This is a genomic window from Pseudomonas sp. YL2 (assembly GCF_023063025.1).
Classification (GTDB): Bacteria; Pseudomonadota; Gammaproteobacteria; order Pseudomonadales; family Pseudomonadaceae; genus Aquipseudomonas; species Aquipseudomonas putida_A.
Map to the genome: position 1 here is coordinate 97,386 of NZ_JAJSLU010000014.1, position 20,282 is coordinate 117,667.

At 61.2% G+C, this 20,282-nt stretch carries 20 protein-coding genes and 1 pseudogene; 6 read left to right on the plus strand and 15 right to left on the minus strand.

What is annotated here, in order from left to right; all coding sequences use genetic code 11:
- Window positions 1-101 precede the first annotated feature (101 nt).
- The gene (locus LVD08_RS19755; RefSeq protein ID WP_247268988.1) at window positions 102-890 is read right to left on the minus strand and encodes an AraC family transcriptional regulator; all 789 of its coding nucleotides are present in this window, start codon (window positions 888-890) and stop codon (window positions 102-104) included.
- 85 nt (window positions 891-975) lie between these two features.
- Between LVD08_RS19755 and LVD08_RS19760 the strand changes: the two genes are divergently transcribed.
- On the plus strand, window positions 976-1,974 hold the full coding sequence (locus LVD08_RS19760; RefSeq protein ID WP_247268989.1) for a bile acid:sodium symporter family protein: 999 nt from the start codon (window positions 976-978) through the stop codon (window positions 1,972-1,974).
- 83 nt (window positions 1,975-2,057) lie between these two features.
- On the opposite strand, the gene LVD08_RS19765 is transcribed toward LVD08_RS19760, so the two are convergent.
- On the minus strand, window positions 2,058-2,252 hold the full coding sequence (locus LVD08_RS19765) for a PLDc N-terminal domain-containing protein (RefSeq protein WP_007965735.1): 195 nt from the start codon (window positions 2,250-2,252) through the stop codon (window positions 2,058-2,060).
- Window positions 2,253-2,306: 54 nt separating this feature from the next.
- Window positions 2,307-2,921 carry a LuxR C-terminal-related transcriptional regulator gene (locus LVD08_RS19770; protein ID WP_247268990.1) on the minus strand — a complete coding sequence of 205 codons (615 nt, stop codon included), beginning with the start codon at window positions 2,919-2,921 and terminating at the stop codon, window positions 2,307-2,309.
- 113 nt (window positions 2,922-3,034) lie between these two features.
- On the opposite strand from LVD08_RS19770, the gene LVD08_RS19775 reads away from it, so the two are divergent.
- Window positions 3,035-4,660 (plus strand): ATP-binding response regulator, encoded by a 1,626-nt coding sequence (locus LVD08_RS19775; protein WP_247268991.1) that lies wholly within the window; start codon window positions 3,035-3,037, stop codon window positions 4,658-4,660.
- A 1-nt stretch (window position 4,661) separates the two neighbouring features.
- Here LVD08_RS19775 and yecR read toward each other — a convergent pair whose 3' ends face one another.
- From yecR to LVD08_RS19800, 5 genes are all read right to left on the minus strand, one after another.
- Complete coding sequence (gene yecR / locus LVD08_RS19780; RefSeq protein ID WP_027613060.1) at window positions 4,662-4,970, minus strand: YecR family lipoprotein; 309 nt, start codon at window positions 4,968-4,970, stop codon at window positions 4,662-4,664.
- Between the two features lie 33 nt (window positions 4,971-5,003).
- Window positions 5,004-5,318: a hypothetical protein gene (locus LVD08_RS19785; RefSeq protein WP_027613061.1), complete on the minus strand. Its 315-nt coding sequence runs from the start codon at window positions 5,316-5,318 to the stop codon at window positions 5,004-5,006.
- A 184-nt stretch (window positions 5,319-5,502) separates the two neighbouring features.
- Window positions 5,503-6,189: a phage infection protein gene (locus tag LVD08_RS19790; protein ID WP_247268993.1), complete on the minus strand. Its 687-nt coding sequence runs from the start codon at window positions 6,187-6,189 to the stop codon at window positions 5,503-5,505.
- Window positions 6,190-6,721: 532 nt separating this feature from the next.
- Window positions 6,722-7,894, minus strand: coding sequence for a cystathionine gamma-synthase (locus LVD08_RS19795; RefSeq protein ID WP_041062583.1), 1,173 nt, complete (start codon window positions 7,892-7,894; stop codon window positions 6,722-6,724).
- Entirely contained in the window at window positions 7,891-9,267 is a 1,377-nt protein-coding gene (locus tag LVD08_RS19800) for a pyridoxal-phosphate dependent enzyme (RefSeq protein ID WP_007965728.1), read from the minus strand. Before LVD08_RS19800 ends, LVD08_RS19795 begins: the two co-directional genes overlap by 4 nt.
- Before the next feature lie 392 nt (window positions 9,268-9,659).
- Between LVD08_RS19800 and metE the strand changes: the two genes are divergently transcribed.
- Entirely contained in the window at window positions 9,660-11,948 is a 2,289-nt protein-coding gene (gene metE / locus LVD08_RS19805) for a 5-methyltetrahydropteroyltriglutamate--homocysteine S-methyltransferase (RefSeq protein WP_247269028.1), read from the plus strand.
- Between the two features lie 125 nt (window positions 11,949-12,073).
- Here the strand turns inward: metE and LVD08_RS19810 are convergent, their stop codons facing one another.
- Complete coding sequence (locus LVD08_RS19810; RefSeq protein WP_247268994.1) at window positions 12,074-13,009, minus strand: Ppx/GppA family phosphatase; 936 nt, start codon at window positions 13,007-13,009, stop codon at window positions 12,074-12,076.
- A gap of 297 nt (window positions 13,010-13,306) precedes the next feature.
- Between LVD08_RS19810 and LVD08_RS19815 the strand changes: the two genes are divergently transcribed.
- Together LVD08_RS19815 and map are read left to right on the plus strand one after the other, a co-directional pair.
- Window positions 13,307-13,534, plus strand: coding sequence for a ParD-like family protein (locus LVD08_RS19815; protein ID WP_025111624.1), 228 nt, complete (start codon window positions 13,307-13,309; stop codon window positions 13,532-13,534).
- On the plus strand, window positions 13,531-14,322 hold the full coding sequence (map, locus tag LVD08_RS19820) for a type I methionyl aminopeptidase (protein ID WP_247268995.1): 792 nt from the start codon (window positions 13,531-13,533) through the stop codon (window positions 14,320-14,322). Before LVD08_RS19815 ends, map begins: the two co-directional genes overlap by 4 nt.
- A 5-nt stretch (window positions 14,323-14,327) precedes the next feature.
- On the opposite strand, the pseudogene LVD08_RS19825 reads toward map, so the two are convergent.
- From LVD08_RS19825 to ribBA, 6 genes and pseudogenes are all read right to left on the minus strand, one after another.
- Window positions 14,328-14,459 (minus strand): annotated as a pseudogene (locus LVD08_RS19825) (metal ABC transporter ATP-binding protein); the annotation flags it as partial.
- The gene (locus tag LVD08_RS19830; protein WP_247268996.1) at window positions 14,456-15,610 is read right to left on the minus strand and encodes an ABC transporter ATP-binding protein; all 1,155 of its coding nucleotides are present in this window, start codon (window positions 15,608-15,610) and stop codon (window positions 14,456-14,458) included. The pseudogene LVD08_RS19825 and the gene LVD08_RS19830, both read right to left, overlap by 4 nt.
- Window positions 15,611-15,627: 17 nt before the next feature.
- Window positions 15,628-16,437: an ABC transporter permease gene (locus LVD08_RS19835; protein WP_247268997.1), complete on the minus strand. Its 810-nt coding sequence runs from the start codon at window positions 16,435-16,437 to the stop codon at window positions 15,628-15,630.
- 6 nt (window positions 16,438-16,443) lie between these two features.
- Window positions 16,444-17,358 (minus strand): ABC transporter permease, encoded by a 915-nt coding sequence (locus tag LVD08_RS19840; RefSeq protein WP_027613068.1) that lies wholly within the window; start codon window positions 17,356-17,358, stop codon window positions 16,444-16,446.
- Window positions 17,355-18,380 (minus strand): ABC transporter substrate-binding protein, encoded by a 1,026-nt coding sequence (locus LVD08_RS19845; RefSeq protein ID WP_150368771.1) that lies wholly within the window; start codon window positions 18,378-18,380, stop codon window positions 17,355-17,357. The genes LVD08_RS19840 and LVD08_RS19845 overlap by 4 nt, the downstream gene beginning before the upstream one ends.
- Window positions 18,381-18,700: 320 nt before the next feature.
- Complete coding sequence (gene ribBA, locus LVD08_RS19850) at window positions 18,701-19,810, minus strand: bifunctional 3,4-dihydroxy-2-butanone-4-phosphate synthase/GTP cyclohydrolase II (protein ID WP_041062555.1); 1,110 nt, start codon at window positions 19,808-19,810, stop codon at window positions 18,701-18,703.
- 69 nt (window positions 19,811-19,879) lie between these two features.
- On the opposite strand from ribBA, the gene LVD08_RS19855 reads away from it, so the two are divergent.
- Window positions 19,880-20,176: a DUF1330 domain-containing protein gene (locus tag LVD08_RS19855; RefSeq protein ID WP_096797223.1), complete on the plus strand. Its 297-nt coding sequence runs from the start codon at window positions 19,880-19,882 to the stop codon at window positions 20,174-20,176.
- Window positions 20,177-20,282 lie beyond the last annotated feature (106 nt).

Consider the following 20,282-nt stretch of genomic DNA (forward strand, 5'->3'; position numbering starts at 1 on the left):
TTATGGTTATCGTCGAAACGTGTGAAGAATTACCGATGGGCGAAACTCTACCCTGAACTTTGCCGAATGGCATGTGCTAATTCGATAAATATCGACAAAACTCAGCGAAAAAATTCCCCCGGTGTCTCGCCAAACTGTTGGCGGAAGGCTGCGATGAACGCCGAGGTCGAGTCATAACCGCAGGCCAGAGCCACGTCGGTGACGCGTTCGCCGCGTTCCAGCGGGGTCAGCGCGCCCAGCAGACGCAAGCGCTGACGCCAGGCGCGGAAGGTCAGGCCGGTGTCGCGCAAAAACAGACGGCTGAGGGTTTTCTCGGTGACGCCGAATTTTTCGCTCCAATGGTTCAGGGTGGTCTGCTGTTCCGGATGTTGCTCCAGGCTTTGATAGATCTGCCGCAGACGGCTGTCCTGGGGCAGTGGCAGCATCAGGTCGATCTGCGGCGCCTCGGCCAGTTGATCGAGGATCACCTGGGCCAATCGACCATGTGCGCCACCCTCGTCATATTCCACCGGGACCAGACTGAACGCGCGGATCAGTTCGCGCAGCAGGTCGCTGACGCCCAGCACATGACAACGTTCAAGCGCCCAGCCGGCCACGCTGCAATCGATGTACAGGCTGCGCATTTCGGTGTGCGGCGAGCTGAACACTCGGTGCGGGACGCCCGCTGGAATCCACACCGCGCGCTCGGGTGGCGCGACGAAACGCCCGGCGCTGGTCTGCACTTCGAGCACGCCCTGAATCGCGTACGACAATTGCACCCACGGGTGGCTGTGACGCCGAGTCAGTGCGCGATTGGGCAGCGATTCGGTGCGCCCGTACAGCGCACGGGGCAGGCTGGGCAGCCCGGGAATGCTGCGCCTGAAGCTTTTTTCATGTCCTTTAGGCGGCATCTGTTTGCTCTTCGGCGTTAGTCGGTAATTTCTGCTCACGTTAGAGTCGCAGTCACGTACTGGCAACCCCCGGATGAACAAGCCCATGACTCGCCCAAAATTCCTGCCCGACAACTTCACCCTGACCCTGATCGGCGTCGTGCTGCTGGCCAGTTTTCTGCCAGCCAGCGGTCAGGTCGCGGTCGGGTTCGGCTGGCTGACCAATATCGCCATCGCGCTGCTGTTTTTCCTCCACGGCGCGAAACTGTCGCGTGAATCGATCATCGCCGGTGCCGGCCACTGGCGCCTGCACCTGTTGGTGTTCGGCCTGACCTTTGTGCTGTTCCCGATCCTCGGCCTGGCGCTGAAACCGCTGCTGTCACCACTGATTGGCGACAAGCTGTACATGGGCATGCTGTATCTCTGCGCGTTGCCGGCCACCGTGCAGTCGGCAATTGCCTTCACCTCGCTGGCCCGAGGCAATATCCCGGCGGCGATCTGCAGTGCAGCGGCGTCGAGCCTGTTCGGGATCTTCCTCACGCCATTACTGGTGACGCTGCTGCTGAACGTGCACGGCGACGGTGGCTCGACCCTGGATGCGATCCTGAAAATCAGCGTGCAACTGCTGCTGCCGTTCATTGCCGGGCAGATCGCTCGGCGCTGGATCGGCGCGTGGGTCGGGCGCAACAAGAACTGGCTGAAGTTTGTCGATCAGGGTTCGATTCTGCTGGTGGTGTACGGCGCGTTCAGCGAGGCGGTCAACGAAGGTATCTGGCATCAGATTCCGGTAGTGGATCTGCTGGGGCTGGTGGTGGTCTGCTGCATCCTGCTGGGGCTGGTGCTGTTGGCGTCGACCTTGCTGGGCAAGGCGTTCGGTTTCAGCCAGGAAGACCGCATCACCATTTTGTTCTGCGGTTCGAAGAAGAGTCTGGCCACCGGCGTGCCGATGGCGCAGGTGTTGTTTGCCGGCAGCACCATCGGCGTGTTGATTCTGCCGCTGATGCTGTTCCATCAGATTCAACTGATGGTCTGCGCGGTGTTGGCGCAGCGCTATGCCAAGCGGCCGGAATCGGTGCCGGAGCTGATGGCGCAGGTTGATCCATAATGCAGTGATGCCCGGCGGTCAGCCATCGCGAGCAGGCTCGCTCCCACAGTTGACCGCGCAGGGCATTACAGCGCAAGAATCCTTCAGTCCTGCGTCACGTGTTTCGGGCCGGCCAGTGCCCAGGCAATCAGGCCAAACAACGGCACGAACACGATGGCGATAATCCACACGCCTTTGTTGCTGCCTTTGCCTGCGCTCTTGCGCACGCGGTTGATCGCCCACAATTCGATGATCACAAGAACGACGGCGAGTACGATCCAGACGGGTTCAATTTGCATGGGCTACCTCCTGATGGTCTTTCAGTTAGGTGAGTCCAAGCGCGCAGGGTTCATTTAAATTGTGCCGCTGCCTCCCGAATACTTCACCGCAGCGGCTGCCCGCGACGGCACATTGAGCGTGCGCAACAGCGACGACACATGGATGCGCACGGTGAACGGCGAGATATCCAGTTCCCGGGCGATTTCCTTGTTGGTCTTGCCTTGGGCGATCAGCCGTAACACATCCTGCTGACGCGGGGTGAGGGCGGTGCCGGTCTCCAGCGGCAGCAGCCCGGAAGGCGCGAACCTGACCAGCACTTCGCCTTCGCGGATCGCCAGAATGGCCTGACCGATCTCATCCGGGACAATGTTCTTGCCGATGAAACCGTCGATGCCGGCCGCCATCACTTCGCCGATCAATGCCTCGTCGTCGACCATCGACACCACGATCAGCGTGGTGCGCGGCAGTTTTCGGCGCAGTTCGGCGAGTTGGCTGATGCAGGTCAGGCCGGGGAAGCGCAGGTCGAGAATCAGTATGTCCGGCTCGCTGCCGTCGGGCAGCAAGGCCAGCACGGCGTCGAGGTCGCCGGCCTCCTCGATAGTCGCCTCGGGCAACAGGCGCTGCACGGTGCGCCGCATGGCTTCGCGAAACAACGGGTGATCGTCGGCTATGATGATGCGGCATGTCATGACGTGACCCTCCCTGGATCAGCGTGGTTTACGGCATGCACCTTAGCACCGCGTACGCAGATTGCCTGTCGGCCGCTGCTGAATCTGACGACTGTCGCACAAGGACGTTGCCCATGAAGTTCGAGAAAAACACCGAGCTGGATCAGGCCAATCTGCGGATCATCATCGCCAGCATTGCCATGGTTTACATCTGCGTGCTCGGTGTATTGCCGGGTCAGCGCTTCGATGTCTATCTGCCGGTGGTGATCTACATCGCGCTGTTTCTGCTGGCGTCGATTGTCCTGCGCCAGGCCATCGCGCGCTGGCCGGGGCATTACCCGGCGCGACGAATATTCGCGATGATCCACGATTACACCGGCACCTGTTTCGGCCTGGTGCTCGGCGGTGAAGCGGCGTTGCCACTGTACGCGGTGATCATCTGGGTCAACCTGGGCAACGGCATGCGCTATGGCTCGCGCTATCTGGCGATTGCCACGGGGTTGGCGCTGCTGGCGTTGCTGGCGGTCTATCGGTTGACGCCGGTGTGGCAGGCGCAGCCGTACATGGTGCTGATGTTGATGCTCACCAGCACGGTGATTCCGTTCTACGCACACTTGCTGCTGGAGCGCACGCGCAAGGCCTCCGAAGAGGCGGTCGCGGCCAATCTGGAAAAGTCGCGGTTTCTCGCCCAGGCCAGCCATGATCTGCGCCAGCCGATTCACTCCATCGGGCTGTTCACGGCGTGCCTGCGTGAGTCGCGGCTGGGCGAGCAGGAGCGGCAACTGGTCGACAACATCGACCGTTCGTTGCTCAACGTCTCGCAGTTGTTCCGTTCGATTCTTGACCTCTACACCCTCGACAACGGGCGCATTCTGCCGAGGCTGCAGGTGTTCAATCTCGGCGAGTGGCTGGCCGACCTGATCCGCCAGAACGCCGAGGCGGCGCGCTGGGCCGGTGTGGAATTGCGCCTGCGTCCGTGCCAGCACTGGGTAGAGAGCGATCCGGCGTTGCTCGCGACCATGGTGCAGAACGTGCTTTCCAATTGCTTCAAATACGGCGCGCAACGCCCGGTACTGATCGGCGTGCGCAAGCGTGGCAACGGGCTGGCCATCGTGATTTATGACCGCGGCAACGGCATTGCCGAGGAGCATCTGCCGAAGGTCTTCGAGGAGTTTTATCGAGTGCGTCAGGTGCGCGACAAGGACGTGGAAGGCGTCGGCCTCGGACTGTCGATCGTCAAGCGTCTGGGGCAGTTGATCGGCGTCGATGTGGCCTTGCGCTCGCAGCTTGGGCGTGGCACGGCGGTCTCCCTGTATGGCTTGCCGGTGGCCGTGGCGCCGCAGTTGCCGGTCATGCGTGACGATGTGCGGCAGGCCGGCCTGTTGACCGGGCTGAAGGTGTGTCTGGTGGAGGATGATCGCAACGTCTTGCTGGCGACCTCGGCGCTGCTCGAGCGCTGGGGCTGCGTGGTGCAAGGCGAATTGAGCGGGCAGGGGCTGGTCACCGATTGCGACATCATCGTCGCCGATTACGATCTGGGTCCACATTCCACGGGCATCGAGTGCATTGACGAGGTGCGGCGCCAGCGTGGTTTTGCGGTGCCGGCGATGATCATCACCGGGCATGACATCGAGAAAATACAGGCGGCCTTGCACGACCGCCAAATTGCCATCCTGTCCAAACCGGTACGCCCGGCCGAGCTGCGCGCGACCTTGCGCAGCCTGCGCGACCGGCAAACCGAGCCGGCCGAGCAGGTTTGACTCAACGCTTGCAGAGGTAGTCCTGAGTGATGGTGGTTTGCAGGCAGTTGAACTGGCCCATGGTGCGGCAGATGTTCTTCTCGGAACCGGTCACCTCGGCGTTCTTGTAACCCCAGGTCTTGCAGCGCTCCATCGCCACAGTCAGGCCTTGCGCGGCGTTGGTCTGGCCGCTTTCGAACTGACCCAATTCGTAGGAGACCTGGACCACGCCGTCGTTCTTGCTGCCACCGGTGGCCTCCCATTGTTTGGGCGTGGCGCAGCCTGTCAGAGCGAGGGCGGTGAGAGTGAGAGTTGCGATCAGGATTTTTATGATGGAACGTAGTCCTTTACCGGGGATGAAGGTTTACTGGAACGGAATCGGCGAGGCGCCTTTGGGCAGGCACGACAGCGGCGGGGTCATGATGCCCATGCTCGCCACCGCGATAATCGCGCCGCTGGGCAACTCGCAGTTGTACTCGCCGGCGGGGGTGTAGGCGGTGTAGTAGGTGAGGGTGCTGTCGCTGCGGATGTTGTCGATTTTCGACACCGGTTTACCGATGACCGTCTGGGCCCGTTCTTTCATGCTGGCTTCTGTAGGTTTGGCGGTCTGGCAGCCGCTGGCACCAAGCAGCAGAGCGCTGACGATGGCCACTTTGCACAAGTTGGAATGCAGTTTCATGGTGTTTCTTCCTTGGTGTTGTTCTGATTTCCAGGCACGACGATCCCGCGCACTGCACAGCGGCAATGTTGGGGAGCATCGGGGGTTGCGAGGGAATATAACGCCGGGTGGCGGGGCGGTCGATTAGCACAAATGTGCTAGTGCGGCGGAGGGAGAGGCGACCCAATGGGTCGCCTCGCGCCGATTACTGAGGGGAGTTGAACTGGTCGGAATAGCTGCCGGTCATCAGCGCCGAAGCGACGCGATCAGAACCGACGCCAACGCGTGAGTAGGCATAACGATTGGCGCCGACCTTGTCGGTGCCGTCGGAAGCCAGTGTGCCTGCGCCGACGTGATCGGAGCCATCGGAGGCTACTGCGCCAGCCCCGACGTGATCGGAACCATCCGAGGCGACTGCACCAGCGCCGACATGATCGGAACCGTCCGAGGCGACTGCACCAGCGCCGACATGATCGGAACCGTCCGAGGCGACTGCACCAGCCCCGACATGATCCGAACCATCCGAGGCGACAGCACCAGCGCCGACATGATCGGAACCGTCCGAGGCGACTGCGCCAGCGCCGACATGATCCGAACCGTCCGAGGCGACTGCACCAGCGCCGACATGATCCGAACCATCCGAGGCGACTGCGCCAGCCCCGACATGATCCGAACCGTCCGAGGCGACTGCGCCAGCGCCGACATGATCGGAACCGTCCGAGGCGACTGCACCAGCCCCGACATGGTCGGAACCATCGGACGCCACTGCGCCAGCGCTGACATGATCCGAACCATCAGAGGCCACCGCCTGCGGCTGCGCAGCCCAAACCGTTGGCAACATCACGGTCGCCGCGACCGCAAGAATGGCGCCTGACAAAAGCGTGTGTTTCATGATTTTCTCCACGACCCATCAGCCACACAGCATTCGTTGGCCCGGGGTTGACCAGGTTGGCAATTGGCACGGGCGCGCTCGATGGGCGCACGGGTGTCGACGTTTTTGCATGAAACCGCGTTAGCGAACTGAAAAGTATAGATCGGCAAAATGCAGGCGCAGGTGCGACAACATGCAAGCGATAGTCGGTTAACTTCCTTGCACAGGGGCGCTTGAAGGAAATCAGTCTAAAAACACCTGACCATCATTCGATGGATTTTGCTAGCCTCAAAGGTGTAGGCGAAGACGCAGACTGATGCGCAAGCGGATAGCAAGGGGACGTGGGGCGCGTTCCGAAGGGTACACGGTTAGAAAGATCTCCGCGCTGAGATCCAGCCCTTATGCCGTGTGAGGCAGCAAAGCACCGCTCTTTTTCCATGGTTGCTTTTGTACTGTGAGAGGCCCGATAAACCTTGTAAGCCAGAGACCAGCACTGGCCGCCTACTCGAACACCAAAGCCCGCATTACTGCGGGCTTTGTCGTTGTTGCAGGGTCAGATTTTGGTCAGCGCGTACGCCAGATCGGCGCGCAGGTCTTCGAGATCTTCGACCCCCACCGACAGACGCACCAGACCATCGCCGATGCCCAGTTTCGCGCGGGTTTCAGCTGGAATGGTCGCGTGGGTCATGATCGCCGGATGCTCGATCAGGCTTTCAACACCGCCCAGGCTCTCGGCCAAGGCAAAGATCTTCACGTTTTCCAGAAAGCGCCGTGCGCCCTCCAGATCACTGTTCAGATCCACCGAGATCATCCCGCCAAAACCATGCATCTGCCGTTTGGCCAACTCATGCTGCGGGTGCGACGGCAGGCCCGGGTAGTAGACACGTTTGACCTGCGGTTGCTGCTCCAGCCACTTGGCCAGTTCCAGCGCGTTGCTGCAATGACGCTCCATGCGCAGCGCCAGGGTCTTCACCCCGCGCAAGGTCAGGAACGCATCGAACGGCCCGGAAATCGCGCCGACCGCGTTTTGCAGGAAGCCGAGTTTGTCCGCGAGCTCGGCATTCTGCCCAACCACCGCGATACCACCGATCACGTCGGAGTGACCGTTCAGGTACTTGGTGGTCGAGTGCAGCACGATGTCGAAACCCAGCTCCAGCGGGCGCTGAATGTACGGGCTGGCGAAGGTGTTGTCGGCAACGCTGATGATCCCGCGTGCGCGGCAGATGCGCGCAATCGCGGCCAGATCCGACAGGCTCAGCAGCGGGTTGGTCGGCGACTCGACAATCACCAGGCGGGTGTCGTCCTGCAGCGCCGCTTCGAACGCCGCCAAGTCAGTCAGATCGACATAGCTGAAACGATGCCCGGCACTGCGCTGGCGCACCTTGTCGAACAGGCGGAATGTGCCGCCGTACAGGTCATTGCCAGAGATCACGTGCGAACCGGCATCGATCAGTTCGAGCACGGTGGAAATGGTCGCCAGCCCGGAAGCGAACGCGAACGCGCGGGTGCCACCTTCCAGATCCGCCACGCAACGCTCCAGGGCAAAACGCGTCGGGTTGTGCGAGCGCCCGTAGTCGAAGCCCTTGTGCACGCCAGGGCTGTCTTGCAGGTACGTCGAGTTGGCGTAGATCGGCGGCATCAGCGCGCCGGTGGTCGGGTCAGGCGTTTGCCCGGCATGGATCACCCGGGTCGCGAAGCCTTGGGATTTATCGTCGTGCTGACTCATGCGAGGGATCTCCGTAATTGGTTGAGCATGTCGGTGCGGGTAATCAGGCCGTGGAAGCCCGAAGCATCGGCGATGATCGCGACGAGGCCGCGACTGAGCACCGCTTCCAGCTCGGCGAGGTTGGCACCGGGGGCGAGGGTTTGCAGTTTGTCGGTCATCACGCTGGACACCGATTGACTGAAGCGCGCAGCGTCTTCGTGCACGGGCAGCAGGATGTCCGACTCGTCGATCACCCCGACCAGTTGTTTGCCTTCCACCAGCACCGGCAGCTGCGAAACATCCGCCAGACGCATGCGCTGGAACGCGGTCAGCAGGGTGTCATCGGGACCGACGCTGATCACGCGGCCGTCTTCGAAACGGCGGGCGATCAGATCACGCAGGTCGCCATAGCGTTTGCGCTGCAACAGGCCTTGATCGGTCATCCACTGGTCGTTGTAGACCTTCGACAGATAGCGTGTGCCGGTGTCGCAGACAAAACTGACCACGCGTTTCGGCTCTGTCTGTTCGCGGCAATAACGCAGCGCGGCGGCGAGCAAGGTGCCGGTCGACGAGCCACCGAGAATGCCTTCGGCCTTGAGCAACTGGCGGGCGTGATCGAAGCTTTCTTCATCGCTGATCGAGTAAGCGTGGCGCACGCTGGTGAGGTCGGTGATCGATGGAATGAAATCTTCGCCGATGCCTTCCACCGCCCACGACCCGGGCGTCGGCATGGTGCCGTCGCGGCTGTACTGAGCCATCACCGAACCGACCGGGTCGGCGAGGACCATTTCCAGATCCGGTTGTACCCGTTTGAAGAAGCGGCTCAGCCCGGTCAGGGTGCCGGCGGAACCGACGCCAACCACGATCGCATCCAGATCATGTTCGGTCTGTGCCCAGATCTCCGGCGCGGTGCTGCATTCGTGGGCCAGCGGGTTGGCGGGGTTGTTGAACTGGTCGGCGAAAAACGCGCCGGGAATGTCTTTGGCCAGGCGTGCGGCCACGTCCTGGTAATACTCGGGATGGCCCTTGCCGACATCGGAGCGGGTGATGTGCACCTCGGCACCCATGGCTTTCAAGTGCAGGACTTTCTCGGTGGACATCTTGTCCGGGACTACCAGCACCACGCGGTAGCCTTTGGCCCGGCCAACCAGCGCCAGACCCAGACCGGTGTTGCCGGCGGTGGCCTCGACGATGGTGCCACCCGGTTGCAGGCGCCCGTCGCGTTCAGCGGCATCAATCATCGCCAGACCGATGCGATCCTTGATCGAGCCGCCGGGGTTTTGTGATTCCAGTTTGAGAAACAGTGTGCAGAGGCCGGTATCGAAGCGGGTAACCTGTACCAGCGGCGTATTGCCGATCAGCCCAAGTACGGCAGGGCGTGAATCCTTTGACATTTCTTCACCTCTTGTAGTGGTGTTGATCGCGTTCCATTCGCGGGGAAAAGCTCGCGTGCAACATAGGCGCAGACATGATCTGTCGCAACCTTTAGTCAGCCGCTGCGCCAGCCATTTCGATCTAACCATAGAACAGAATCGAAGCCTGTAACGGCGCGGTTTCAGAGGGTTTACATCAAGGCGCCATCAAGTATTGAAAGGGCGTCGCAAGCGTCCCTCAAAGCTTGATCTGCGTAGGAATATCCTGCAGGGCGAATCGTGTTTTCAGCGGGCATACGGCCGACAACTGATCATGAGGGAAACTTGTGATCATCAAGATTAAAATGAGTTTGTCTCACTAGAGGCTGATCCTGACAATGGCCGCCATCAACAAGACATTGGAGTTGTTTGTCATGGCACTGGCCCATTCCCTCGGATTTCCGCGCATCGGTCGCGACCGCGAACTGAAAAAAGCGCAAGAGGCGTTCTGGAAAGGAGAACTGAACGAGGCCGGCCTGCGTGAAGTGGGTCGTGAATTACGCAAGGCCCACTGGGACCTGCAGAAGAACGCCGGCATCGAGCTGCTGCCAGTGGGCGATTTCGCCTGGTACGACCAGGTGCTGACCCACTCGCTGATGTTCGGCGTGATTCCCGAGCGCTTCCGACCGCACGACGGCAAAGCCACGCTGCAGACCCTGTTCAGCATGGCCCGTGGCGTCAGTGACAGTTGCTGCGGCGGTGCCCATGCGCAGGAAATGACCAAGTGGTTCGACACCAACTACCACTATCTGGTCCCGGAATTCAGCGTTGATCAACAGTTCCAGCTCGGTTGGGAACAGTTGTTCGAAGAAGTCGAAGAAGCCCGCGCACTGGGGCATAACGTCAAACCGGTGATCATCGGCCCACTGACTTATCTGTGGCTGGGCAAGGCCAAAGGTGCCGAGTTCGACAAGCTGGAACTGCTCGATCGCCTGCTGCCGCTGTACGGACAGATCTTTGCGCGCCTCGCCGCCCTTGGTGTGGAATGGGTGCAGATAGACGAGCCGATTCTGGTGCTCGACTTGCCGCAGGAATGGAAGAACGCTTTCGAGCGTGCGTACAACCAGATCCAGCGTGATCCGCTGAAGAAACTGGTCGCTACCTATTTTGGCGGTCTGGAAGAAAACCTCGGGCTGGCTGCCAATCTGCCGGTCGATGGCCTGCACATCGATCTGGTGCGTGCAGCGGAACAGTATCCGACCATCCTTGATCGCCTGCCGGCCTACAAAGTGTTGTCGCTGGGTGTGGTCAACGGCCGCAACGTCTGGCGCTGTGATCTGGAAAATGCGCTGGCGACGTTGCAGCATGCGCATGAACGTCTGGGTGATCGACTGTGGGTCGCGCCGTCCTGCTCGCTGCTGCACAGCCCAGTGGATCTGAACCGCGAAGACCAGCTCGATGCCGAGCTGAAAAGCTGGCTGGCGTTTGCCGTGCAGAAGTGCGAAGAAGTCGCCGTGCTGGCGCAGGCGGTCAACGAGCCGGAGGCGCCGAAAGTGCTCCGCGCCTTGGCCCAAAGCCGCTCGGTACAGACCAGCCGCGCCGCCTCGCCTCGTATTCACAAACCGGCAGTGCAGGCCCGTGTGGCGGCCATTACTGCGCAGGACAGCCAGCGCCAATCGCCGTTTACCCAGCGCATCGCCAAGCAGCGCGCCGGCCTCGATCTGCCGCTGTTCCCGACCACCACAATCGGTTCGTTCCCGCAAACCGCATCGATCCGTCTGGCGCGTCAGTCGTTCAAGCAAGGCAAGTTGAGCGAAGCCGAATACACCGAAGCCATGTACAGCGAGATCCGCCACGCCGTGCAAATCCAGGAACAGTTGGGCCTCGACGTACTGGTGCACGGAGAAGCTGAACGCAACGACATGGTCGAGTACTTCGCCGAGCAACTCGACGGCTACGTATTCACCCGTTTCGGCTGGGTGCAGAGCTATGGTTCGCGTTGCGTGAAACCGGCGGTGATCTTCGGTGATCTGAGCCGCCCGCAAGCCATGACCGTGGACTGGATTCGCTACGCTCAGGGCCTGACCGACAAGGTCATGAAAGGCATGCTGACGGGACCTGTGACCATGCTGATGTGGTCGTTCCCGCGCGAAGACGTGTCCCGTGAAGTGCAGGCGCGGCAACTGGCGCTGGCGCTCCGTGACGAAGTGGTGGACCTGGAAGCCGCCGGGATCAGGATCGTGCAGATCGACGAAGCCGCATTCCGCGAAGGTCTGCCGCTGCGGCGCGCGCAATGGCAGCACTATCTGGACTGGGCAACCGAAGCGTTCCGCCTGTGTGCCTCCGGTGTACGCGACGAAACGCAGATCCACACGCACATGTGCTACAGCGAATTCAATGATGTGATCGAGTCCATCGCGGCGATGGATGCCGACGTGATCACCATCGAAACCTCGCGTTCGGACATGGAATTGCTCGATGCCTTTGAAGCATTCGACTACCCGAACGAGATCGGGCCGGGCGTCTACGACATCCATTCGCCGCGGGTGCCGGATGCTTCGGAAATGGCCAACCTGCTGCGCAAGGCGGCTCAGCGAGTTCCGGCCGAGCGGTTGTGGGTCAACCCGGATTGCGGTCTGAAAACCCGTGGCTGGCCGGAGACAGAAGCGGCGTTGGTACACATGGTCACCGCCGCCCGCCAGCTCCGCAAAGAACTGGCCTGAGAGGAAAACCACCAAACCCTGTGGGAGCGGGCTTGCTCGCGAAAGCGGAGTGTCAGCTAAATAATTTTCGACTGACACTCCGCCTTCGCGAGCAAGCCCGCTCCCACAATGGGTTAAGTGATCGGTCAGTGCCGGCTCATCAAACCGTGCAACACACCAAGGCGCAAACCCGGTTCCGACGGCACCATCTGCGAAATGCCAAACACCTTGAACGCCGCCAGCATCAGCACCAGCCCTCCCGGGAGGATGCTCTGGCGATGCGGTTGCAGACCGGCGAGCTTCAGTTGTTGAACGTTCTTCACCTTCAGCAGCAACAGCGACAAACGCAACAACCCGCCATAGGTAATGCCGTCCTGACCGAAATCGTTCAAGCGATTAGCCTTGAGCACCTTCGCCAGCATCCGCGCCGTGCCCGACGAGCCAATAGTCTGCTGCCAGCCCTGCGCGCGATAGCGGCGGGCGACTTTTTCGAATTGCAGGATCGCCACGCGTTCGGCTTCTTGCAGTGCGCCGGGAGCAATGCGCCCGTCGGGGAAATAGCGTGCGCCCAGGCTACCGCTGCCAATGGCGATGCTTTCGGTGAGCAGCGGTTGCGACCCCTGGCCGAGAATCAGCTCGGTGGAACCACCGCCAATGTCTACCACCAGCCGCATGTCCTCCGCCCCCGGCAGGGTATGAGCGACGCCGGCATACACCAGTTGCGCCTCTTCATGGCCGGAGATGACGTCGATGCGAAACCCGAGATGGCGTTCGGCACTGTGCAGAAACAACTGCGCATTGTCGGCCTCGCGCACCGCGCTGGTCGCCACGGCCCGCACCTTGCCGGCCTCGAAGCCGCGCAGTTTCTTGCCGAACCGCGCCAGCGCCTGCCAGCCACGATCCAGTGCCATTTCGTCCAGTGCACCGCCGTCGAAGCCCTCGGCCAGCCGCACCGGTTCACGCAGGGTTTTGACCTCCTGAATCATGAAGCCTTTTCGACTGCGAACCGACTGGCCGATCATCAGGCGAAACGCATTCGAGCCCAGGTCGATGGCGGCAAACAGCGAGGCGTCTTCTTTCATGGGAATCCCTGCGAAACATCCGTCGAAGGCTCAAGACGGTTTGCGAGGATTCTGCGGTGCGCTTGATGACATCCTGATGACGGGGCAGGGGCGGTTCAGTGAATTGTTGGCTGTCATGACACTGTCATTATCCGGCGACTATCCTGACCCCAATACATCGCGTGTTCTTAAAGTTTTTGCTGCCTCTTTGGGCAGCTTTTTTTTGCCCGCGATTTGGCAATCCCTACGCAAGGTTTGCAATCGTGGGCGTCGTCTGGCTAATATACGATCCATATACACTTCGTATCGGATTCGGATATGGGCATCGTAAAGATTTCAGAAGACATGCACGAGAACCTGCGTATCTCCAGCACCGCGCTCAGCCGCTCGATCAACGCGCAGGCCGAGCACTGGATGCGCATCGGCATGCTCGCCGAGCTGCACCCCAACCTCGACCACAGCGCCATTTGCCGCTTGCTGATCCGCGCCGAACAGAACGGCGGGCTGGATCTGCATCAACTGACTCAGGAAGCCGTCAGCGCATGAGAAATCAGATCAAGATAAACACCCCTGCGGAAATCGCGAAGTCGCGCGCGGTGGGCAAACTCGCCGCCGAAGTGCTGGCGATGCTGGTGCCGCACGTCAATGCTGGGGTGACGACCGATGAGCTGGATCGCCTGTGCAACGACTACATCGTCAACGTGCAGAAAGCCATTCCGGCCAACGTCGGTTATCACGGCTTCCCGAAAACCGTCTGCGCCTCGGTCAACGACGTGGTGTGCCACGGCATCCCGTCGGGCACGCCGCTGAAGGATGGCGACATCGTCAACCTCGACATCGCGGTAATCAAGGATGGCTGGTTCGGCGACACCAGCCGCATGTACGTGGTCGGCGAGGCGACGCCTGAGGCGCAGCACCTGATCAAAACCACCTACGACGCCATGTGCGCGGGCATTCGCATGGTGCGTCCGGGCGCGACACTGGGCGACATCGGTCATGCGATCCAGAGCCTGGCGGAGAGCGAAGGTTTCAGCGTGGTGCGCGAGTACTGCGGGCATGGCATTGGCAAGGTGTATCACGATGAACCGCAGATCCTGCATTACGGTTTCCCCAATCAGGGCATGAAGCTCAAGGCGGGGATGATTTTTACCGTTGAACCGATGCTCAATGCCGGCAAGCGCCATGTGAAGAACATGCCGGACGGCTGGACGGTGCTGACCAAGGATGGCTCGCTGTCGGCGCAGTGGGAGCATATGGTCGCGGTGACCGAAACCGGCTTCGAAATCCTCACCGCCTGGCCGGACGCAATGGAAGGTTTCACCCCGATCGCCTGAACACCCCCAGACCCCTGTGGGAGCGGGCTTGCTCGCGAATGCGGTGTGTCATTCAACATAAACAGTGACTGACACGCCGCCTTCGCGAGCAAGCCCGCTCCCACAGGGGGGATTCGCGGTGCTGCCGAGATTCTCAGTGAGAACCGGCCGCTTTGTTGAGGTCGCTTTCAGTCCATTCGGTGTAGACGCAGGCATCCGCCGTGGCCCAGCGCACCCGCACCGGGTCGCCAGCCTTGAGCGGCATGCCCGCCGCCGACAGCGCTTTCACCGTCATCGAAGTACCGCCCGCAGTGATCACGCTGCAGGTCTGGCTTTCGCCGAGAAACAACACTTCCACCACCTGCGCCGACACCTCATTCCAACCCGCTGCCAGCGGCTCATCGCTCGCCTGCTGCACGCTCAGTGCCACAGCCTTTTCCGGCCGCACCATCAACAATACGTCCTGATCGGTGTGCAACCCGGCAGTCAGGCGAATCGACAACGACTGCCCCTCAAAGCTCGCCGCCGCATTGCCTTGGGCCTTGAGCTTGAGGAAGTTCGAGTTGCCGAGGAACGACGCGACAAACGCATTCGGCGGATTCTGATACAGGTCATAACCGCTGCCCAAACCAACAATCTTGCCGTGACTGAAAATCGCGATGCGCTGCGACAGGCGCATGGCTTCTTCCTGATCGTGGGTCACGTAGACGATGGTGATGCCCAGGCGCCGATGCAGCTGGCGCAGTTCATCCTGCAAGTCTTCACGCAGTTTTTTATCCAGCGCGCCGAGCGGTTCGTCCATCAGCAGGATGCGTGGCTCATAGACCAGCGCCCGGGCGATGGCGACGCGTTGCTGCTGGCCACCAGAGAGTTGCGAAGGGCGGCGATGGGCGAATTGTTCGAGCTGCACCAGTTTCAACATCGCATCGACACGCTTGCCACGTTCGGCGGCGGCGAGTTTGCGGATTGCCAGCGGGAAGGCGATGTTGTCGCGCACCGACAGATGCGGGAACAGCGAATAGCGCTGGAACACCATGCCGATGTCGCGCTTGTGCGGCGGCACGTTGACCAGCGACTGACCGTTGACCAGGATCTCGCCGCTGCTCGGGGTTTCGAACCCGGCGAGCATCGACAGCGTGGTGCTTTTGCCCGAGCCGCTGGAGCCGAGGAAGGTCAGGAACTCGCCGTCCTTGATGTCCAGCGAGATGTTGTCGACGGCGGCAAAGTCGCCGTAGTGCTTGTTCAGATTGCGCAGGCTGACCAGGGGTTTGTCGTTCTGCTGGGATGCGTCTTTGATCACGGCACTCATGTCGTACTCCTGGGCGCTCAGGCGCTGATTTCGTTGCTCCGGCGCAGCGCGGCGGCGATCACCATGACCAATACCGACAGGCCGATCAGCAGCGTCGAAGCGACGGCGATCACCGGGGTCAGGTCCTGGCGCAAAGTGGTCCACATTTTCACGGGAAGGGTTTGCAGGGTCGGGCTGGCCATCATCACGCTGAGCACCACTTCGTCCCACGAAACCAGAAAGGCGAAGAGGGCGCCGGCGACCATGCCCGGACGGATCGCCGGGAACGTAACCTTGAACACCGCTTGCAGGCGTGAGGCGCCGCAGATCACCGCCGCGTCTTCAATCGACTGATCGAACAGCTTAAGCGAGTTGATGATCGAGATGATGGTGAACGGCAGCGCGACGATCACATGGCTGACCACGAAGGCAAACATGGTCCCGGTGTAACCGAGCTTGAGAAACAGCGCGTACACCGCCACGGCGATGATCACCAGCGGCACGATCATCGGCAGGGTGAACAGGCCGTAGAGCATTTCCCGTCCGGGAAAACGCCCGCGCACCAGAGCAAATGCGGTTGGCAGACCGAGGGCCACGGCGCAGATTGTGGTCAACACGGCGACCTTGAGGCTGGCCGCCGCAGCGCTCATCCAGTCGGCGTTGGAGAAGAACTGGCCGTACCATTTCAGCGTCCAGCCCGGCGGCGGGAACACCAGCCACTGCGATGAGCCGAACGACAGCAGGACGATGAAGACTATCGGCAACAGCAGGAACAGGCCGATCAAACCGGTGGTTGCGTAGAGCCCGAAACGCATCCGCCGGCTCATGGCATTGGGAGTCAGGAGCATCTCGGCTTACCTCGCATTGCTGGCGCCAACCGGGGATTCCGGCTGAAGCTTCAGGTAGAAGTAGAACAGCACCAGCGTGATCGCGATCAGCAACGCGGCGCCGGCACTGGCCAGGCCCCAGTTGAGGAACGATTGCACCTGCTGAATGATGAACTCCGGCAGCATCATGTTCTGCGCCCCACCCAGCAGCGCCGGGGTGACGTAGTAACCGAGCGACATCACGAACACCATCAACCCGCCGGACGCCAGACCTGGCCGGCACAGCGGCAGGAACACCCGGAAGAAGTTGGTCCACGGGCTGGCGCCGCAGATCGAGCCGGCTTGGAGAATCATCGGGTCGATGGCCTGCATGGTCGCCTGCAACGGCAGGACGATGAACGGGATCATGATGTAGCTCATGCCGATCACCACGCCGGTCAGGTTGTGCACCATTTCCAGCGGCTGATCGATGATCCCCAGCGCCATCAGCGCCTTGTTGATCACGCCCGAGGCTTGCAGCAACACCAGCCACGAATAGGTGCGGGCGAGCAGGCTGGTCCACATCGATAGCAGCACGATATTGAGGATCCAGCGGCCCCAGCCGCGCGGCACCAACGTGATCGCCCAAGCCAGCGGAAAGCCCAGCAACAGGCTGAAAATCGTCACCAGCCCGGCCACGGAAAAGGTGTTGAGCAGCACCCGCGCATACGCCGAGTTGGCGAACAGTTGTTCATAGTTGCCAAGGCCCGGGGTCGGTTCGAGCACGCCGCGCAACAGCAGGCCAATCAACGGCGCGAGAAAGAACAGGCCGAGGAACAGCAGTGCCGGGACCAGGTTGCCGGCACCTTTCCAGCGTTGTCTGAAGGTGTGGGTCGAGCCGGCAGCGCCGGTGGCGCTCCCGGTCACCGTTGCAGGACGGGGCGCAGTGGCCGCCATTTTCATTTGACCAGCCATTCGTTCCACCGTGTCGCGATGGCCGGGCCGTTCTTGGCCCAGTACGCGAAATCAAGAGTGATCTGATCCTTGGCGTAGGCCGTCGGCAGGTTCGGGGCCAGCACCGAGTCCAGGCGCGCCACGCTGTCGACGTTGACCGGGGCGTAGGCGGTCAGGTTGGAGAAGTCGGCCTGGCCTTTGGCACTGCTGGCGTTGGCCAGGAACTTCATCGCCGCGTCCTTGTTTTTCGAGCCTTTTGGAATCACCAGAATGTCGGCCATGACCAGGTTCTGTTTCCAGCTCACACCGACGGGTGCGCCATCTTCTTGCAGGGCGTGAATCCGGCCGTTCCAGAACTGGCCCATGCTCGCTTCACCGGAGGCCAGCAGTTGCTGCGACTGCGCGCCGCCGCCCCACCAGACGATGTCTTTCTTGATGGTGTCGAGTTTCTTGAAGGCGCGATCCAGATCCAGCGGGTAGAGCTTGTCAGCCGCTACGCCGTCGGCCAGCAGCGCCAGTTCGAGCACGCCGGGGCTCGGCCATTTGTACAGGGCGCGTTTGCCGGGGTAGGTCTTGGTGTCGAACAGCGCGGTCCAGTCTTGCGGCTTGGCCGCGCCGAGCTTGCCTTCGTTGTAGCCGAGGACGAAGGAGAAGAAGAACGAGCCGACACCGTAATCGCTGACGAAACGCGGGTCGATCTTGTCGCGCTGGATGACTTTGAAATCGAGGGGTTCGAGCAGGCCTTCAGCGGCGGCGCGCAGGGCAAAGTCGGCTTCGACATCGACCACGTCCCATTGCACGTTGCCGCTTTCGACCATGGCCTTGAGTTTGCCGTAGTCGGTCGGGCCGTCCTGCACCACGGTGATGCCGCTGGCCTTGCTGAACGGATCGGCCCAGGCCTGTTTCTGCGCATCCTGGGTGCTACCGCCCCAGCTGACGAAGTTCACGCTTTCGGCGGCCATTGCAGCCTGGCCGGTCACGCTCAGCAGTCCCGCAAAAAGGATTGCGGTTGCAGCTTTGTTCAACACCATTTTTACGCCCTCATTGTTGTGTTTTTGAGCGGGCTTGCGTTGTTGCCCGCCTGTCGGGAGCAGTAGCCGGACGGTTTTTCAGGTCGCTCGGTCTATGGAATATCATATTATGGTATTCCAAACTTTGTGCAAGCACTTTGCCTTACCGGTTATCTGGCGGATGGGCTTTTTGTGAGCTCGAGGGAATTAAATTGAAATGCAAAACCCTGTAGGAGTGAGCCTGCTCGCGAAAGCGGTGTGACGTTCTGCGATGATGTTGGCTGATCCACCGCTATCGCGAGCAGGCTCACTCCTACAGTTGGAATTGTGGTTGGCGTGGATTATTCGCTGAAGGGAATGCTCTCGACCACTTCCAGGTCATACCCGGTCAGCCCCGCATATTTCAATGGCGGCCCAAGATGCCGCAGCTTGCCCACCCCCAGGTTCTGCAGAATCTGCGCCCCGGTGCCCACCTCCGAATAAATCCGTGATTGCGAGCGGCTGAACTGCCGCGGCGGCTGGGTCAATTGCGGCACGCGCTCGAGTAGCGCCTGCGACGATTCATGATTGGCCAACACCACCACAACGCCATGACCTTCCGCCGCGACCCGTTGCAACGCCGCCCACAGTGTCCAGTTGCTTGGCCCGCTGTACTCGGCGCCGACCAGATCACGCAGCGGATCAATGACATGCACACGCACCAGCGTCGGCTCTTCGCGGCGCAGATCGCCCATGACCATCGCCATGTGCACGCCACCCTCGATGCGGTCTTCAAAGGTGATCAGACGAAAAGTGCCATGCACCGTCGGCAGTTCGCGTTCGCCGATGCGTTCGATGGTGTGCTCGGTGCTCAGGCGATAGTGGATCAGATCGGCGATGGTGCCGATCCTGATCCCGTGCTTGCGCGCGAACACTTCCAGATCCGGGCGGCGGGCCATGGTGCCGTCATCGTTCATCACCTCGACGATCACCGAGGCTGGGGTGAAACCGGCGAGGCGGGCGAGGTCGCAGCCGGCTTCGGTGTGGCCGGCGCGGGTCAGCACGCCGCCTTCCTTGGCGCGCAGCGGGAAGATGTGCCCAGGCTGCACCAAGTCTTCGGCGCGGGCGTCTTTGGCCACAGCGGCCGCGACCGTGCGTGCGCGGTCAGCTGCAGAAATGCCAGTGGTGACCCCGACCGCCGCTTCAATCGACACGGTAAACGCGGTACTGAACACGCTGCCGTTGCTCGGCACCATTTGCTCAAGGCCCAGGCGCTGGCAGTGCTCGTCAGTCAGTGTCAGGCAAATCAGCCCGCGCGCCTCACGCGCCATGAAGCTGATCGCCTCGGGTGTGCAGCAGTCGGCGGCCAGCAGCAGGTCGCCTTCGTTTTCCCGATCTTCGTCATCGACCAGCAGGACCATTTTGCCGAGGCGATAATCTTCGAGGATTTCTTCGATGCTGTTGAAGGCCATGCTGGACTCTCAGGGTTGGTTGCAAATAATATTGGTATACCATAATACAAATTCAACAAAGAGGTCACTATGAAGGCGTACTGGATTGCCCACGTGGATGTCGACGATGCCGAGCACTACAGCCAATACACTCAGCGCGCACCGGCAGCCTTCGCCGCGTTCGGCGCGAAATTTCTGGCCCGGGGCGGACGCAGCGAAGCGCTGGAGGGCAGAGCTACTCCTCAGCGTAGCGTGGTGATCGAATTCGAGAGCTACGAGCAAGCGCTGGCGTGCTACCACTCGGCGGCGTATCAGGAGGCGAAACGTTATCGCGAGGAATGGGCGAGGGCGGAGATCGTCATCGTAGAAGGCATCGCCCCACTTTAAGCAACACCACAAATCCCCTGGGGGGGGGGGGTTGGCCCCGGCGGGGGGCCCTTAATCAACCATTTTTTAGTCCTGCAAACCACCCCCCCCGCGCGACCCCCCCCCC